At 63.2% G+C, this 16525-nt stretch carries 14 protein-coding genes; 10 read left to right on the top strand and 4 right to left on the bottom strand.

All coding sequences use genetic code 11. The annotated features are described in order from the left end of the window. Positions 1–153: 153 nt before the first annotated feature. On the top strand, positions 154–1608 hold the full coding sequence (gene mdtD, locus MB84_RS16775) for a multidrug transporter subunit MdtD (protein WP_065225796.1): 1455 nt from the start codon (positions 154–156) through the stop codon (positions 1606–1608). Positions 1609–1648: 40 nt separating this feature from the next. On the opposite strand, the gene MB84_RS16770 is transcribed toward mdtD, so the two are convergent. Then, on the bottom strand, positions 1649–2566 hold the full coding sequence (locus MB84_RS16770; protein ID WP_046292581.1) for a LysR family transcriptional regulator: 918 nt from the start codon (positions 2564–2566) through the stop codon (positions 1649–1651). Positions 2567–2803: 237 nt separating this feature from the next. On the opposite strand from MB84_RS16770, the gene MB84_RS16765 reads away from it, so the two are divergent. Continuing rightward, positions 2804–4201, top strand: coding sequence for a M20 family metallopeptidase (locus tag MB84_RS16765; RefSeq protein ID WP_046292580.1), 1398 nt, complete (start codon positions 2804–2806; stop codon positions 4199–4201). Continuing rightward, the gene (locus MB84_RS16760) at positions 4198–5556 is read left to right on the top strand and encodes an MFS transporter (protein WP_084009830.1); all 1359 of its coding nucleotides are present in this window, start codon (positions 4198–4200) and stop codon (positions 5554–5556) included. The genes MB84_RS16765 and MB84_RS16760 overlap by 4 nt, the downstream gene beginning before the upstream one ends. Before the next feature lie 40 nt (positions 5557–5596). Here the strand turns inward: MB84_RS16760 and MB84_RS16755 are convergent, their stop codons facing one another. Continuing rightward, positions 5597–5881: a DUF5076 domain-containing protein gene (locus MB84_RS16755; protein WP_169835019.1), complete on the bottom strand. Its 285-nt coding sequence runs from the start codon at positions 5879–5881 to the stop codon at positions 5597–5599. A 400-nt stretch (positions 5882–6281) separates the two neighbouring features. Here MB84_RS16755 and MB84_RS16750 point away from each other — a divergent pair, with 400 nt between their 5' ends. The 7 genes from MB84_RS16750 to MB84_RS16720 all read left to right on the top strand — a co-directional run bounded on the left by MB84_RS16750 (position 6282) and on the right by MB84_RS16720 (position 14460). Then, a complete protein-coding gene (locus tag MB84_RS16750) occupies positions 6282–8624 on the top strand; it encodes a bifunctional salicylyl-CoA 5-hydroxylase/oxidoreductase (protein WP_046292578.1) in 2343 nt (780 codons plus the stop codon). Between the two features lie 9 nt (positions 8625–8633). Then, a complete protein-coding gene (locus tag MB84_RS16745; protein ID WP_046292577.1) occupies positions 8634–9455 on the top strand; it encodes an SDR family NAD(P)-dependent oxidoreductase in 822 nt (273 codons plus the stop codon). Positions 9456–9598: 143 nt separating this feature from the next. Next, positions 9599–10462, top strand: a complete 864-nt coding sequence (locus MB84_RS16740) for an enoyl-CoA hydratase family protein (RefSeq protein ID WP_039397122.1) — start codon at positions 9599–9601, stop codon at positions 10460–10462. 3 nt (positions 10463–10465) lie between these two features. Continuing rightward, the gene (locus MB84_RS16735) at positions 10466–11650 is read left to right on the top strand and encodes an acyl-CoA dehydrogenase family protein (protein ID WP_046292576.1); all 1185 of its coding nucleotides are present in this window, start codon (positions 10466–10468) and stop codon (positions 11648–11650) included. Positions 11651–11852: 202 nt separating this feature from the next. Next, entirely contained in the window at positions 11853–13496 is a 1644-nt protein-coding gene (locus tag MB84_RS16730; protein WP_046292575.1) for an AMP-binding protein, read from the top strand. An 80-nt stretch (positions 13497–13576) separates the two neighbouring features. Continuing rightward, positions 13577–14050: an acyl-CoA thioesterase gene (locus MB84_RS16725; protein WP_046292574.1), complete on the top strand. Its 474-nt coding sequence runs from the start codon at positions 13577–13579 to the stop codon at positions 14048–14050. Between the two features lie 2 nt (positions 14051–14052). Then, positions 14053–14460, top strand: a complete 408-nt coding sequence (locus MB84_RS16720) for a RidA family protein (protein ID WP_046293906.1) — start codon at positions 14053–14055, stop codon at positions 14458–14460. Between the two features lie 385 nt (positions 14461–14845). Here the strand turns inward: MB84_RS16720 and MB84_RS16715 are convergent, their stop codons facing one another. After that, positions 14846–15379: an ureidoglycolate lyase gene (locus tag MB84_RS16715; RefSeq protein WP_046292573.1), complete on the bottom strand. Its 534-nt coding sequence runs from the start codon at positions 15377–15379 to the stop codon at positions 14846–14848. Between the two features lie 68 nt (positions 15380–15447). Continuing rightward, positions 15448–16470 carry an allantoicase gene (gene alc, locus MB84_RS16710; RefSeq protein WP_046291817.1) on the bottom strand — a complete coding sequence of 341 codons (1023 nt, stop codon included), beginning with the start codon at positions 16468–16470 and terminating at the stop codon, positions 15448–15450. Between the last annotated feature and the right edge of the window lie 55 nt (positions 16471–16525).

Below are 16525 nucleotides of genomic sequence, written 5' to 3'. Positions count from 1 at the left end.
CATCCGATGTTTCGGACCGCGCCGCAGTGCATTTGGTCGGCGAATGTGTTTCGATATCGATCATCGGTGTTGCGTTTCGACAGACTGTCGCGCAAGGCCGGTATCATGCAATGCGCCTCTTGGTCATCCTCACAGCCCGTTGCCCCTCGACATATGACCTCACCCGATCAGGCCGCCTGGCGGCAGAAAGCGATGCTCTTGGTCGTCTCCGTCGGCTTCTTCATGCAGACGCTGGACTCGACCATCGTCAACACTGCGCTGCCCGCCATGGCGCGCGATCTCGGCCAGTCGCCGTTGCATATGCAGGCGGTCGTCATTGCCTATGCGCTGACGATGGCCGTGACGATCCCACTGTCGGGCTGGCTTGCCGACCGGTTCGGCACGCGCGTCGTCTTCTCCAGTGCGCTCACGATCTTTTCCATCGGATCGGCCATGTGCGGCTATTCGAGCACGCTCGACGAGTTGGTCTTATGGCGTGTCGTGCAGGGGTTCGGCGGCGCGATGCTGTTGCCGGTCGGGCGTCTGGCCGTGTTGCGCACATTCCCGCGCGAGCAGTATTTGCAGGCACTGGCGTTCGTCGCCGTGCCCGGCATGATCGGGCCACTCATCGGACCGACCCTCGGCGGCTGGCTGGTCAAGGTGGCGTCGTGGCATTGGGTGTTTCTGATCAATGTGCCGGTGGGCGTTGCGGGATGCGTGGCGGCCCACTTCTTCCTCACGAATGCGCGCGCACCGCACCAGACATCGTTCGACGTCAAAGGCTATCTGTTGCTGTCGGTGGGAATGGTCGCGACATCGCTGGCGCTCGACCGTCACGCGGATATGGCGGGCGCGCACGCACTGATGCTGGTGTTGCTCGTGGTCGGGTTTGCAGGCTTCGTCGCCTATGGGCTCTATGCGAACCGCACGCCGCAGCCGTTGTTCTCGCTCGCGATGTTCCGTGTGCATACGTTCAGCGTCGGGTTGCTCGGCAATCTCTTCGCCCGCATCGGGATCGCGGCCGTGCCGTACCTCGTGCCGCTGCTCTTGCAGGTCAGCCTCGGCTATACGGCGTTCGAGGCGGGGCTGCTGATGCTGCCGATTACGATCACGGGCATCTTTGCGAAAAGTCTGGCGACGCATCTGGTCGTGCGTTATGGCTATCGGTCTGTCCTCGTGTGGAACACGATACTGGCCGGTGCGGTGATGGCCAGCTTCGCGCTGGTCACGCCTCACTATCCGGTACCGTTGCTCATCGTTCAGTTGGGGATTCTCGGCGGCATCAACTCGATCCAGTTCACCGCGATGAACACGTTGACGCTCAAGGATCTGAATCCGGACGACGCGAGTGGCGGCAACAGTTTGTTCTCGCTCGTGCAGATGCTGGCGATGAGCTTCGGTCTGACCGTCGGCGGTGCGTTGCTGGTGACGTTCACGGGCACGTTCGGCGAGGCCGCAGGCGTGGGCGCGCTACCGGCGTTTCGTGCGACGTTCGCGTGTGTCGGCTTGATTACGTGTTGTTCGGCATGGATCTTTGCGCAGCTGACCGACCGTGAGCAGATGGCCAATGACGATGGCGATGCACAGGCCCACGCGGCGGCTACGACGCCACCACCACCCGCTAACTAGCCGCGCCGCGCCCCGGGGATCGGGGCTTCGGTTCGTGACGTCAGGCGAACGGCTTGTCGAGAATTTCGGGGGCACGAACGGCGTCGATGAGCAGGCCGAGAAACGCCTCGACGGGCGCGGGCAGGGTGCGTCCGGCCATGGTCTGGACCTGAAGAGAGCGCTGATGCAGCGCCGGATTGCGGATGGGGATGGCGGCGAGTCCCTCGGGCGCGAGACGACTGCGCACCGTCAGCAGCCCGGTGAGCGTGACGGCGTTGCCGGAGCGCACGAAGCTGTGCAGTGCGGCGTGATAGTTGCTGATGAAGACCGGTTCGAACAGCAGGCCTTCGAGGGTGCAACACAAGTCGAACATCTGGCGGATCGTCACCCCGGCTTCCGATAGCGCCATTGGGTACGGCAGAAGGTCGGCAAGGCCAATGTCGCGCCGCTTGGCGAGCGGGTGCTTCTTTGCCATCAGCGCGTAGATCGGCGCGGGTTGTGTATGAACGACCTCCACGCCTTTTTCGGGGGCGACGCTGAAACACACGGCGATGTCGGCTTCGCCGTCGCGTACGCGCTCCGTCGCTTCGAACGGCGAGACGACATCCAGCAGAAAGTGCGCGCCCGGATACGTCTCACGAAAGCGCGCGAAGACTTGCGGCAGGAAGTCGCGCGCCACACCTTCCGAACTGGCGCCACGAATCGTTGCGCGTCCCACTTCCGTGAGACCGCGAATCTCGGATGTGACGCGCTCGGCATCGAGCAACACGCGTCGCGCATGATCCGCGAGCAGCGCGCCTGCTTCGCTCAGCACCATGCCGCGCGGACGCCGTTCGAATAGCGGCGTCCCCAAGTCCTCTTCCAGCTTGGCGATCTGACGGCTCAACGCCGACACCGCCACATGCAACCGTTCCGACGCCCGACTCAGGGAGCCCGTCCGGGCGACTTCCAGAAAGTAGCGCAGTGCGTGTGTTTGCATGGGGTGAGCGGGGTGCGCGGGGGGCCTGCAGGGCAGGAGGGCGCCGTTCGGGGCATCATTTTCGCTTTGCCGAAACGGCAACGAAACCTTCGAAATATTATCATTGTTGTCAAAAATACCGACTCCTAGAATGGCCTGAACGGTTGTGCCACAGCGTGCTACCGACACGCGTCGCACCCATGTCGTACCTATGCGCGAGACCGGCAGCCGTGCCCATAAGCCATCTGGAGACAAGCAGTGACCCGTAGCGCAGCGATTTCCCAAGCCACCGCCCAATACGATTCGGGCGCTTTCCTCGATACCCTCAATCGTCGCGTCGCCTACAAGACCGAAAGTCAGGAGCCCGACAGCGGCGACGTTCTCCACGCTTATCTTTCCGACGAATTGACACCCGCGCTCGCGACGCTGGGCTTTACGTCGCGCATCGTCCCCAACCCGATTGCGGGCGGTGGCCCGTTCCTGATTGCCGAGCGTCACGAAAGCGATGATGCTCCGACCGTCCTGACCTATGGGCATGGTGACGTCGTCCGTGGCTACGACGCGCAATGGCGCGACGGGCTCAAGCCGTGGGAGATCGTCGTCGAGGGCGACCGCTGGTACGGACGCGGCACCGCCGACAACAAGGGGCAGCACACGATCAATCTCGCGGCGCTCGCGGAGGTACTCGCCGCGCGCGGCGGCAAGCTCGGCTACAACGTGAAGATGATCGTGGAGATGGGCGAGGAAATGGGCTCGCCGGGGCTGCACGCCATCTGCGAACAACTGCGCGACGAGTTGCGTGCGGACGTGCTGATCGCCTCCGACGGTCCGCGTCTGGCGGCGCAGCGACCCACGGTCTTCCTGGGCTCGCGGGGTCTCGTCAATTTCAAACTCAGTCTGAATCTGCGAGACGGCGGCCATCACTCCGGGAACTGGGGCGGTCTGCTGCGCAATCCGGGCGTCGTGCTGGCGAACGCGATTGCGTCGATGGTCGACGGCAACGGCAAGATTCTGGTGGAGGGTCTTCGCCCCCCCGAACTGCCGACATCGGTGCGACGTGCACTGGCCGGACTCGAAGTCGGTGGCGGCCCGAACGATCCCGAGGTCGATGCCGATTACGGTGAGCCGGGCCTGACGCCGACCGAGCGCGTCATCGGCTGGAACAACATCGAAGTGCTGGCCTTCAAGACGGGCAATCCCGAGAAGCCCGTCAACGCCATTCCGCCTTACGCCTACGCGCATATGCAGATCCGGTTCGTCGTCGGGACGGATTGGGAGCGTCTGGGGGACATCGTGCGTGCGCACCTCGACGCGCACGGCTTCACGATGGTGGACGTGGAAGTCGAGCGTGGTGTGATGGCGACGCGTCTCGACCCGGAGGACCCGTGGGTACTGTGGGCGCTGGCGTCGATGCGTGAGACGACCGGCAAGCCGCCGGTGCTGCTGCCGAACCTGGGCGGTACATTGCCGAACGATGCCTTTGCCGACGTGCTGGGGCTGCCCACGCTGTGGGTGCCGCACTCCTACCCGGCGTGTTCGCAACACGCGCCGGACGAGCATCTGCTGGGCTCCGTCGCGCGTGAGGCGTTGCAGATCATGGCGGGCTTGTTCTGGGATCTGGGGAATGTGGAACTGAAAGAGGGGAAACCGCGATGAACAGTTCCGCTGCCGCCGCCGGGGCGGATCGTGCCGACGGGGCCGACGACGCCCATGTGAAGGCGGGCGCGCGTTCCGACGTGCCCGTCTACAAACTTATCGTCGCGACGTCCATTGGCAATGCGCTCGAATGGTACGACCTGATCGTCTACGGCTACTTCGCGGTGACGATCTCCAAGTTGTTCTTTCCCGCGCACGACGAGACCGTATCGTTGCTGATGGCGCTCGGTACGTTCGCGCTGTCGTATCTGGCGCGTCCGTTGGGGGCGTTCGTGCTTGGCGCGTACGCCGACCGACGCGGACGCCGCGCGTCGCTGATGCTCTCGATTGCGATGATGACGGTCGGCACAGGCATCATCGCCTTCATGCCGACGTACGCGGTCATCGGCGTGTGGGCCCCCATCGGCATCTTCCTGTCCCGCCTGATGCAGGGCTTTTCGGCGGGCGGCGAGTTCGGTAGCTCGACGGCGTTTCTCGTCGAGCACGTGCCGAACCGTCCCGGCTTCATGTCGAGCTGGCAGTTCGCGAGTCAGGGCGCGAGCACCTTGCTGGCGTCGGCGTTCGGGGCGGTGCTGACCGGCGCGCTGACACAACCACAACTCGAATCGTGGGGCTGGCGGATTCCGTTCCTGTTCGGGATGCTGGTCGGCCCGATCGGCTTGCACATTCGGAAGTACGTCGATGAAACGCCAGCGTTCGCGAACGATGCGGCACGCAAGAAGGCGGCAAGCGCCGAGGGCGGCGACGCAGGCAAGTCTCCGGTGTGGGAAGTGCTTTCGACCCAGAAGTCACGTCTGCTGGTGTCCATCGGTGCGTTGATTCTGACGACGACGGCGAACTACATGATCCTGTACATGCCGACGTACGCGACGAAGCAACTCGGCCTGCCACCCGCGCAAGGCTTTATCGCGACGCTGGTGACGGGGTTTGTGATCATGACGCTCACGCCGTTCGTCGGCCATTGGTCGGATAAGGTCGGACGCATTCGCATCATGCTGGTGGCCGGGGTGTTGTTCCTGTGTACGGTGTATCCGGCGTTTGCCTTCATGAATGCGCATGCGTCGCTGGCGACGATGATGGTCGTGATGCTGTGGGTGGGCACGTTGAAGGCGGTGTACTTCGCGCCGATCCCGGCGCTGATGTCGTCGTTGTTCCCGACACGCACGCGCGCCACGGGCATGGCCGTCGGCTACAACCTGGGGACGACGATCTTCGGCGGCTTCACGCCGTTGGCGGTCGCGTGGCTGATTGCCGCGACGGGCAACAAACTCGCCCCGGCGTTGTACCTGATGGTGGGCGCCGTGATCAGTCTGACGACGCTGTTGATCGCCAGAACGCGGATGGGCGCTCGCTGAGGGTTACATCGCTACGTCGTCAGGCTGTCGAGTCGCGAAATTAGTGACATTGAGGTGGCGCGTCCTCGGTCGAAAGGAGCGACGGGGCGCGCAACTCGTTGAGGAAGTGATCCCGCACCATGGCGAGCGAGTCGGTTTCGGTGTCGGGGTACGCCTGTCGGAGGGCGTCCGACACCTGACGCGCCACGTCCGCGAGGATGACGCCCCAGACCGCCTCCTCGGAGACCTTCCGGGTCTCCTGATACATCCCGACCTTCATCGAGCAGTACATCGTTTTTTCTGCGGTCCAGACGCGCAGCATTTCGACTGCGTCATCGTCGGCCAATACGGCGTCGGGGATGGGACATGCGTGCATCAAATACCTCTTGGATCGTTGACCGGCTCGCGCGAGCCGTCAGTTCGGTTTGAACGGGGAGTGTGCTGGCGGAGGCCGAAAACACTGGCTTTGCACCGGGCAAAACCATGCGTCGATGATGACGCGGCCCCTCGTTCAAACCCATCGGGTAACGACCGTAGATTGCCTTGGTACTTGTCTGATAAATCGCTCGAATCCGTGCCGCGCCGAGCGTCGTCTAAGGACTTTCCCTTCCCCCGGCTTTCATCCCCTCGGCGATCTTGCCGCCATCAATTTTTTTCGCTAGTATTTTAGGCATAAACTATTTACGATTTAACAAAGGTCGGCCGCTCGGCTAGCGCGACGCGATCTGTGAATCCGGAGGCTGGAGATGAATATCGTCTGTATCGGTGGCGGTCCCGCAGGTCTGTATTTTGGGCTGTTGATGAAGCTGCGCGATCCTTCCCATCGTGTCGTGGTGGTTGAGCGCAACCGGCCTTACGACACCTTCGGCTGGGGCGTGGTGTTCTCCGACGCCACCATGGACAACCTCCAGGAAGCCGACCCGGTCAGCGCCGCAGAGATCAATGCCGCGTTCAACCACTGGGACGACATCGACATCCACTTCGAAGGCCGCACGATCACCTCGGGCGGTCACGGCTTCGTCGGCATCGGCCGCAAGAAGCTGCTGAACATTTTGCAAGCGCGCTGCGAAGCCCTCGGCGTCGAACTCGTGTTCGAGACGGACGTGAGCGACGATCAGGAGATCGCCCGCCGTTACAACGCCGATCTGGTGATCGCCTCCGACGGCCTGAACAGCCGCATCCGCACGCGATACGCCGACACCTACCGCCCCGACATCGATACGCGTCAGAACCGCTTTGTCTGGCTTGGCACGCATCAACATTTCGACGCCTTCACGTTCGCCTTCGAGAAGACCGAACACGGCTGGTTCCAGGCGCACGCCTATCAGTTCGACGCCGACACCTCGACGTTCATCGTCGAGACGCCCGAATCGGTCTGGCGCGCTCATGGCATCGACCAGATGAGTCAGGAAGAGGGTGTGAAGTTTTGCGAGAACCTCTTCTCGAAGTATCTGGGCGGTCACGAACTGATGAGCAACGCCAAGCACCTGCGCGGCTCGGCCATCTGGATTCAATTCCCGCGCGTGATCTGCGAACGCTGGGTGCACTGGACGGACGTCGACGGTAAGCGCGTGCCTGTCGTGCTCATGGGCGACGCCGCACACACGGCGCACTTCTCCATCGGCTCGGGCACCAAGCTTGCGCTCGAAGACTCCATCGCCCTCGCGGACGGTCTCGGCACGCAGGGCATCGACGCCTTGCCGCAGGTGCTCAACGACTACGAAGCCGCTCGCAGCATCGAAGTGCTCAAGATTCAGAACGCGGCGCGCAACTCGACGGAGTGGTTCGAAACCGTCGACCGTTACGCCCGCTTCGCCCCCGAACAGTTCGCTTACTCGCTGCTCACGCGTTCGCAGCGGATCTCGCACGAGAACCTGCGCGTGCGAGATGCCGGTTATGTCGAGGGCTACGAAGACTGGCTCGCCGAACACGCCGGCGTGAAACGCGCCGACGCTCAGCACGCGATTCCGCCGATGTTCACGCCGTTCCGCGCACGCGAACTCACGCTCAAGAACCGCATCGTGATGTCGCCGATGGCCATGTATTCGGCGGTCGATGGCGTGCCCGGCGACTTCCACCTCGTGCACCTTGGCAGCCGTGCGCTGGGCGGCGCGGGCATGATCGTCGCGGAAATGACCTGCGTGTCGCCGGACGCGCGCATCACGCCGGGATGCCCCGGTTTGTGGAACGACGAACAACGCGACGCCTGGAAGCGCATCGTCGATTTCGTGCATTCGGGCAGCGACGCCAAAATTGCCATGCAGATCGGGCACGCAGGCCGTAAGGGCTCGACGCGTCTGGCCTGGGAAGGCATCGATTTGCCACTCAACGATGGCAATTGGTCGCTGATCTCGGCCTCGCCGATGCCGTATATCGAGGGCGTGTCGCAGACGCCGCGCGAAATGACCCGCGCCGACATGGACCGCGTCAAGGACGACTTCGTGCAAGCTGCGCGCCGCGCCGCAGAAGCCGGTTTCGACTGGCTCGAACTGCACTGCGCGCACGGTTATCTGCTGTCGAGCTTCATTTCTCCGCTGACGAACCACCGTCAGGACGAGTACGGCGGTTCGCTGGAAAACCGCCTGCGCTATCCGTTGGAAGTGTTCCACGCGGTGCGCGACGTGTGGCCCGCCGCCAAGCCGATGTCGGTGCGTATTTCGGCGCACGATTGGGTCGAAGGCGGGATCACGCCGGACGATGCGGTCGCCATCGCCATCGCCTTCAAGGAGGCCGGGGCGGATCTCATCGATTGTTCGTCGGGGCAGGTCAGCAAGGAAGAGAAGCCGGTCTACGGCCGCATGTTCCAGACGCCGTTTGCCGACCGCGTGCGCAACGAAGCCGGCGTGCCGACGATTGCCGTCGGTGCCATCTTCGAGGCGGATCACGTGAACAGCATCATCGCGTCGGGGCGCGCCGATCTTTGCGCACTCGCCCGTCCGCATCTGGCCGATCCGTTCTGGACGCTGCACGAAGCCGCGAAGATCGGCTACAAGGATCTGCCGTGGCCGTCGCAGTACTATGCGGGCAAACGTCAGTACGAGACCAATCTGGAGCGTGCTGCCGCGTACGCTCAACAGATCGGTAAATAAGGACAGCTCATGACGTCGACGACAACCTCCGCCCACGCCATCGGTACGACACCGACGTCGCTCACTGGTGTGCATGCCCTCGTGACGGGCGGCGCGCGCGGCATCGGCGAAGCGGTGGCCCGTTCGCTGCTCGCCCAGGGCGCGCGCGTGACGCTGCTTGGTCGCAGTGAAGCGAAACTTGCGCAAGGCGTGCAGGCGCTGACCGCGTTCGGTGAGGTGGCCTGGGTCGCGGCGGATATTTCGGACGCCGCCGCCGTCGAGGCCGCTTTCGCCCGTGCAGCAGAGCGTTTCGGTCCGGTGCAGGTGCTCGTCAACAACGCGGGTCAGGCCGTGAGCGCCCCCTTCGGCAAGACGGACGCCGCGCTCTGGCAGCAGATGATCGACGTCAACCTGACGGGCACGTATCACTGCGTTTCAGCCGCGCTGCCCGCCATGCTGAGCGCTGGCTGGGGACGTATCGTCAACGTTGCCAGCACGGCAGGTCTGATCGGCTATCCGTACGTCACCGCGTATTGCGCGGCCAAGCACGGCGTGGTCGGTCTGACGCGCGCGCTGGCGCTGGAAGTCGCGAAGAAGGGCGTGACGGTGAACGCCGTCTGCCCGGGCTATACGGAAACGGACATCGTGCGCGACGCGGTCGCGAACATCGTCGCCAAGACGGGGCGCAGCGAGGACGAAGCGCGCGCCGAGCTGTCGAAGCGCAATCCGCAGGGACGCCTCGTGCAGCCGCAGGAGGTCGCCGATACGGTGCTGTGGCTGTGTCAGCCGGGTGCGGGCGCGGTGACGGGGCAGTCGATTGCGGTGGCTGGCGGGGAAGTGACTGTCGGCTAGGTGTTGTGGGTGTGGGGAAGAGACTCAGGGCGTTGCGTCGGCAGGTTGCCGCGCAGCGTCATTCCAACTAGCAGGATCGTCGGGCTTCATGGGCGGGGAACGCCGCCCCGGCGCGGCTCGACGATGGCAAAGGAGATCGGCCAATGAGTGACGTGAAACTGACGATGGCGCATCACAAGCGCCCGTTCGCGAACTATGAAGCCAGGCACTTTCTGTGGTCGGTGTCGAACGACGCGCAAGGGCGTCCGAGCATCGGCACGATCACGCTGAACCGTCCCGACAAAAAGAATCCGCTGACGTTCGACTCGTACGCCGAGCTGCGCGATCTGTTTCGCGGGCTGGTCTATGCAACCGATATCAAGACGGTGGTCGTGACGGGCGCAGGCGGCAATTTCTGCTCGGGCGGCGACGTCCACGAGATCATCGGGCCGCTCACGCAGATGAGCATGCCGGAGCTGCTCGATTTCACGCGCATGACGGGCGATCTCGTCAAGGCGATGCGTGCCTGTCCGCAGCCGATCATCAGCGCGATTGACGGCATTTGCGCCGGTGCAGGCGCGATGGTGGCGCTGGCTTCGGACATGCGTCTGGGCACGCCGCAGACGAAGACGGCATTTCTGTTCGTGCGTGTTGGGCTGGCCGGTGCCGACATGGGCGCCTGCACGCTGCTGCCGCGCATGATCGGGCAGGGGCGGGCGTCCGAACTGCTTTACACCGGCCGCGTGATGACGGCCGAAGAAGGGCAGCAGTGGGGCTTCTTCAACGCGTTGCACGATGGCGGCGCGGTCCTCTCGGCGGCACAGACGCTGGCCGATCAGATCGCCTGCGGACCGACGTTCGCGCACGGTGTGACGAAGAAGTTGCTGCATCAGGAATGGAACATGGGCGTGGACGAAGCCATCGAGGCCGAAGCCGAAGCCCAGGCCATCTGCATGCAGACGAAGGATTTTCGCCGCGCTTACGACGCCTTCGTCGCGAAGCAAAAGCCGGTGTTCAAGGGCGACTGACCTATGAGCGATATCACGCCTCACAACGCGCGTAATGCCGACTTTCTGGCCTGGCCGTTTTTCGACGACGCGCATCGCCGTCTCGGGACGGAACTCGACGACTGGTGCACGCGCGAACTGAAGGTCGACCATCACGCGGATACGGATGCCACGTGTGTCGCGTTGGTGCGTCAGTTGGGCCGCGCGGGATGGTTGAAGTATTGCGTGCCCGCGAGCCACGGCGGCGCGCTGGATCAGTTGGATTCGCGCGCGCTGTGTGTGCTGCGCGAGACGCTGGCGCGTCACGACGGTCTCGCCGATTTCGCCTTTGCGATGCAGGGGCTCGGCAGCGGCGCGATCACGCTCGCGGGTAGCGACGCGCTCAAGCAGCGTTATTTGCCGCGCGTGGCGTCGGGCGAGGCGATTGCGGCCTTCGCGCTCTCGGAGCCGAACGCCGGTTCGGACGTCGCTGCGATGGCGTGTTCGGCCACCCCGGACGGCGATCACTATGTGCTCAACGGCGAGAAGACGTGGATCTCCAACGGCGGCATCGCAGACTTTTACTGCGTGTTCGTTCGCACGGGAGAAGCGCCGGGCGCACGCGGCATCAGCGCTTTCGTGGTGGACGCCGATACGCCGGGCCTGACGATTGCCGAGCGTATCGATGTGAGCGCACCGCATCCGCTGGCGCGTCTGAAGTTCGAGAACTGCCGCGTGTCGGCGTCGCAGCGTCTGGGCGACGCAGGGCAGGGCTTCAAGGTCGCGATGATGACGCTGGATATTTTCCGCGCATCGGTGGCCGCCGCCGCGCTGGGCTTTGCACGTCGCGCGCTGGATGAAGGGCTGGCGCGCGCGATGTCGCGCGAGATGTTCGGTCAGACGCTCGCGGACTTCCAGTTGACGCAAGCGGCGCTGGGCGACATGGCGACGTCGGTGGATGCTGCGGCTTTGCTGACGTACCGCGCCGCGTGGCAGCGCGACGTTCTGGGGCAGCGCACGACGCGCGAGGCCGCGATGGCGAAGATGTTCTCGACGGAATCGGCACAGCGGGTGATCGATCGCGCGTTGCAGATGTTCGGCGGTGCGGGCGTGGTGTCGGGCGCGGTGGTGGAGCGTCTGTATCGCGAGATCCGGTCGTTGCGGATTTACGAAGGGGCGACGGAAGTACAGAAACTGATCATCGCACGCGAACTGCTCAAGGACGGTTGATCGTCCGCATTCGGCAGTCGACGCGCGGGACATGCTTTGACAAGTCTATGGCGGCAACACGGCAGGACTTGGGATGTGCGCAGTGGCAACCCACGGAGACAGGGATGGCATGGCGTCTTGCAATAACACTTGGAAGCACTAGGACTACGTCGGGCGCGAAGCGTCGGCGTCATGCTTGATTACCGGGGGCAAGGAGAAGCACATGGAACGATCTGGACATCTCGACACTTTCGCGCGCGACAATCTGCCGCCCGTGGATCAGTGGCCCGAGTTTCTGCTGGACAATCCGGACGTGGCGTATCCGGCGCGCTTGAACTGCGCTGCCGAATTGCTGGACCGCACGATTGCGCAGGGCCGCGGCGACGCGCCCGCGATTTACTCGGTGGAGAACGGTCAGCCGACGGTTACGACGTATCTCAGCTTGCGCGAGATGGTGGACCGCATCGCTCATGTGTTGCGCAACGATATGGCGCTGGTGCCGGGCAATCGCGTGTTGCTGCGCGGCCCGAACAATCTATTCATGGCGGCCGCATGGCTTGCGGTGATCAAGGCCGGGCTGGTCGGTGTGCCGACGATGCCGCTGCTGCGCGCGAAGGAACTCAAGCAGATCGTCGACAAGGCTGAGGTGACGGCGGCGTTGTGCGATGGCAGGCTGAAGGAAGAGCTGGAATTCAATCGTCAGGCAGGGCATGAGTACTATTGTCCGGTGCTGTCGAAGGTGGTGTATTTCCACGACGTTGGTGAGGACTCACTGGAGGCCCGTATGGCCCGTCAGCCAGCGAGCTTCGACGCCTGCGACACGGCTGTGGACGACGTCTGTCTGATCGCCTTCACGAGCGGCACGACGGGGCAGCCGAAGGGCACGATGCATTTTCATCGCGACGTGCTCGCGATGTGCGATCTGTTTCCGCGTCACGTGCTCAAGCCGGGGCCGGACGATATCTTCTGCGGCACTCCTCCGTTAGCGTTCACTTTCGGTACGGGCGGCTTGTTGACGTTCCCGTTGCGCGTGGGTGCAGCAACGGTGTTGCTGGAGAAGCTCACGCCGGACAGCCTGCTGCAAGCGATTGCCGACTACCGCGCGACGATCTGTTTTACGGCCCCGACGTTTTATCGTCAGATGGCGGGGCTGGTAGGTAAGTACGAACTTTCGAGTCTGAAGAAGACGGTGTCGGCGGGTGAGGCGTTGCCGGATGCGACGCGTCAGCTCTGGAAGCAGGCGTCGGGCATCGAGATGATCGACGGCATCGGCGGCACGGAGATGATTCACATCTTTATCTCGGCGGCCAATGGCGACGTGGTGCCGGGCGCGATCGGCAAGCCGGTGCCCGGTTATATCGCGATGATCGTGGACGAGAACATGCAACCGCTGCCCCCGGGACAGGTGGGCAAGCTCGCAGTGAAGGGGCCGACGGGGTGTCGTTATCTCGCCGACTCGCGTCAGACGAATTACGTGAAGAACGGCTGGAATCTGCCGGGCGACACGTTCATGTGCGACGAAGCGGGCAATTACTACTATCAGGCGCGCTCGGACGACATGATCGTCTCGGCGGGCTACAACATCGCGGGTCCGGAAGTGGAATCGGCGCTGCTGCAACACCCGGCGGTCGCGGAGTGCGGGGTGGTCGGTGCCGAAGACGAAATGCGCGGTCAGATTGTGAAGGCCTACGTGGTCCTCAAGTCGGGGCAGGCCCGCGACAACGCGATGGTGAAGACGCTTCAGGAGTATGTGAAGGCTAACATCGCGCCGTATAAGTACCCGCGCGCGATTGAGTTCGTCGACGCGCTGCCACGCACGGAGACCGGTAAGCTGCAACGCTTCAAGCTGCGTCAGATGACACAGTAATTCAGCATGACAGCAAAACGATAACGAGAAAGCTCAGGGTGCTCCAGTGGGCACCCACTGACTTTGGCAGGGAGGACGGAATGACAACGAAGACCGACGTCGCGGAACACGCTTTCGTGAAACCGCTTCTGGTGCGCTTCAAACACTGCGACCCGGCAGGCATCGTGTTTTATCCGCGCTACTTCGAAATGATCAACGATCTCGTCGAAGACTGGTGCGCCGAAGGCCTCGGCCTCTCCTTCGGCGACATGCACCTGCGCAATGGCATGGGCGTGCCCACAGCAAACATCGAATGCCGTTTCAGCGCGCCCAGTTTTTTAGGCGACACACTGCAACGCTCGCTGGAAGTGACCCGTCTCGGTCGCTCGTCCATGACGCTGCGTATCCGCTTCGCCGGCGCTAACGACGAAACCCGCCTGCAAGCCACGCTCGTGCTGGTCTGGGTCGCAAAAGGCGAGGGCGGCAAACCCGCCCCGATCCCCGTACCCCCAGCCCAACGCGACGCGATTGTCCGCTTTGCTTCACCCGATTCTGTGATTGAAGGAGTGTCCTGATGCTGCAAGTTCTCCAACCGCCCGAATGGGCAAAACCGCGCGGCTACGCCAACGGCATGGCCTTCGAAATGACGGCAGGCAGCCGCATCGTCTTCGTCGGCGGTCAGATCGGCTGGAATGGGCAGCAACGCTTCGAGACGGATGATTTCGCACTTCAGGTGCGTCAAACGCTCGAGAACATCGTCGCGATCCTCGCGCAAGGTAACGCTAAGCCCGAACACATCGTTCGCATGACCTGGTACGTCAAGAACAAACGCGAATACGTCGCCAACTATCCCGCCATCGGCGAACACTATCGCGCCGTCATCGGGCGACATTTCCCCGCGATGACCGCTGTGGAAGTTGCCGATCTTGTTGAGGACGAAGCTAAGGTCGAGATCGAAGTGACGGCTGTTGTGCCTGCTGCCTGATTCTTTTGATCCTTCCTTTAACACCTTCTCCCTAACGGACCGGGGCCCCTTTCCGCCGCTCAGACATAAACCCAACTCGCTGCAGAAAGGGGCCCCGGTCCGTCTCCCTCGAAGCACTCGGTGCCTCAACCGACACCGACCGCTTCTCGCTTCCTTGACCAACACACTTGGTCCCGTCGACACCGCTCTACTCCAGCACCATCGCGACGCCACAACCGCCCCGCACGTGCTCCGCAACTGCTGCGGGACGGCCGTGCCGTCGCCCACACGTCTCCTGTCCCTCCCCACGCCTAACTCCCTTCCTCCACGCCTCACTTCGCTTTTTCCCACCCAATAAAAAACGCCGAGCATCGCCCGGCGTCTTTTTGTCCCGCGACTTCATTTCTCACGCAGCCTTCTGCGCTCCCTGCACCGCATCCAACTCAGCCTGCGTCAGCAAATACACACCCGGCAAATCCTGCTCGTCACAGTTGTGACCATCACCACCCCGGTCCACCACCACAAAGTCACTCACCTCATCCAACGCCAACAACGGGTGATGCCACACGCCCCTGGCATAGTTCACCCCCTGCCATCCATCCGAGACGAACGCACGCATCTTGCTCACGTCCAACTCGCCCGCCGGAGCGACGACCACTAAATACGGCGTCGTCTTCAACGGGATGAACGCCTGACTGCCCAACGGGTGACGCTCCAACATCTTCACCTCATACGGCAACTGTCTCGGCTGGCCTCGGAAGACGTTGACCAACGTGCGTCCGCCCTCCGGGCCCAGATCCACCGTCGCTAAATCATGGAAACGCTCAGTCGTCCCGCCATTGATCGCGAAATGCTTCGCACCCTCCAACTCGATCACATCGCCGAACGCCGCGAACCCCTCCCGCGTCAATCGCTCGATCTTCAATGCCGGTCCCGCCATCTCACGCTCCTTGTTCACTCTGTTCGTTTTGCTGTGATGCTGTGCTGCCGTCCTGCGCGGTCACCTCGTCACGCCTTCTTGTCGCTCAACCGTCCCCATAGACGCAGGCGCGAGACGCCGCCGTCCGGAATGATGTTGAAACGGATGTGCGTGATCGCCCCCAACTTCTGCACCTGCTCTTCGAAGTAGAACTGCTTGTCCATCGCCAACTTCTGCTCCGGCAACAACACGGGCCAGAACATCGATTGCGTAATCAGTGACTGTTCGGTCCCGCCCGTCACGTACGCCGCCTGGATAGAACAGCGGTCCGGGAAGTTGCCCTTGAAGTGCGCCGTGTCCACTTCGATCTTGCCAATCTCGCCCGGCTGCGCCAACGCAATAATCGCCCAGTCATTGCCCGGCTCACGGCGACGACGCGTCTCCCACCCATCGCCCATGTTCACGCCACGGCCCGGCATCAACAAGTTCGATGCCAAACCGAAGTGCTGGTTGTTTGCCGCCACCACGTAACCGCCGTTTTCCATCGCGATCAGGTCGATCAGCTCATCTCGCGAACGGCCCGCCCAGTCGCTCTGCGGCAACCCATACAAGCGCAAACGCGCCAGACCGCCATCCGGGTACAGGTTCACGCGTACGTGGGTCGCCGCGCGCTGCTGTGTGATGGCATGGTAGTGGTGCGCGTTACCCTGCAACGTGGTCGACGGCAGCAGTTCGAACCATTCGGCCGACTCGGTCGGTGCGCCGTCCGGGCTGTAGCAACCCTCAAGCGACGCGGCCGGGGGGAAGTTGCCCGTGAAGTGGCTCGTGTCCAGATCGACGCCGAACAACACGCCCGGGCGCGCCAGCTTGACGATGCACCAGTCATAGCCGTTCACTCGCTTGCGACGCGTCTCCCAACCATCCATCCACTTGCCGTTCTCGTCGTACTTGCCCGGGATGAAGACGGCGGGCTCCGGGTTGAGCATGCGCTCTTTGGCCGCGAAGAATTCGTCGGTCGCGACAAGCGCTTCGGCACCCAGACGCGGGTCGGCCAGATTCACATAACGGCGCACGAAGTCCGGTGCGTTCGGGTCTTGCGGGACGAGGGCCATGTTGCTATTGACTCCAGATGATGATGCCGACGTCATCGTGTTCGGCGTCGGCAGA

This window comes from Pandoraea oxalativorans, assembly GCF_000972785.3.
Classification (GTDB): Bacteria; Pseudomonadota; Gammaproteobacteria; order Burkholderiales; family Burkholderiaceae; genus Pandoraea; species Pandoraea oxalativorans.
This window is presented reverse-complemented; position numbering and strand designations above follow the sequence as displayed.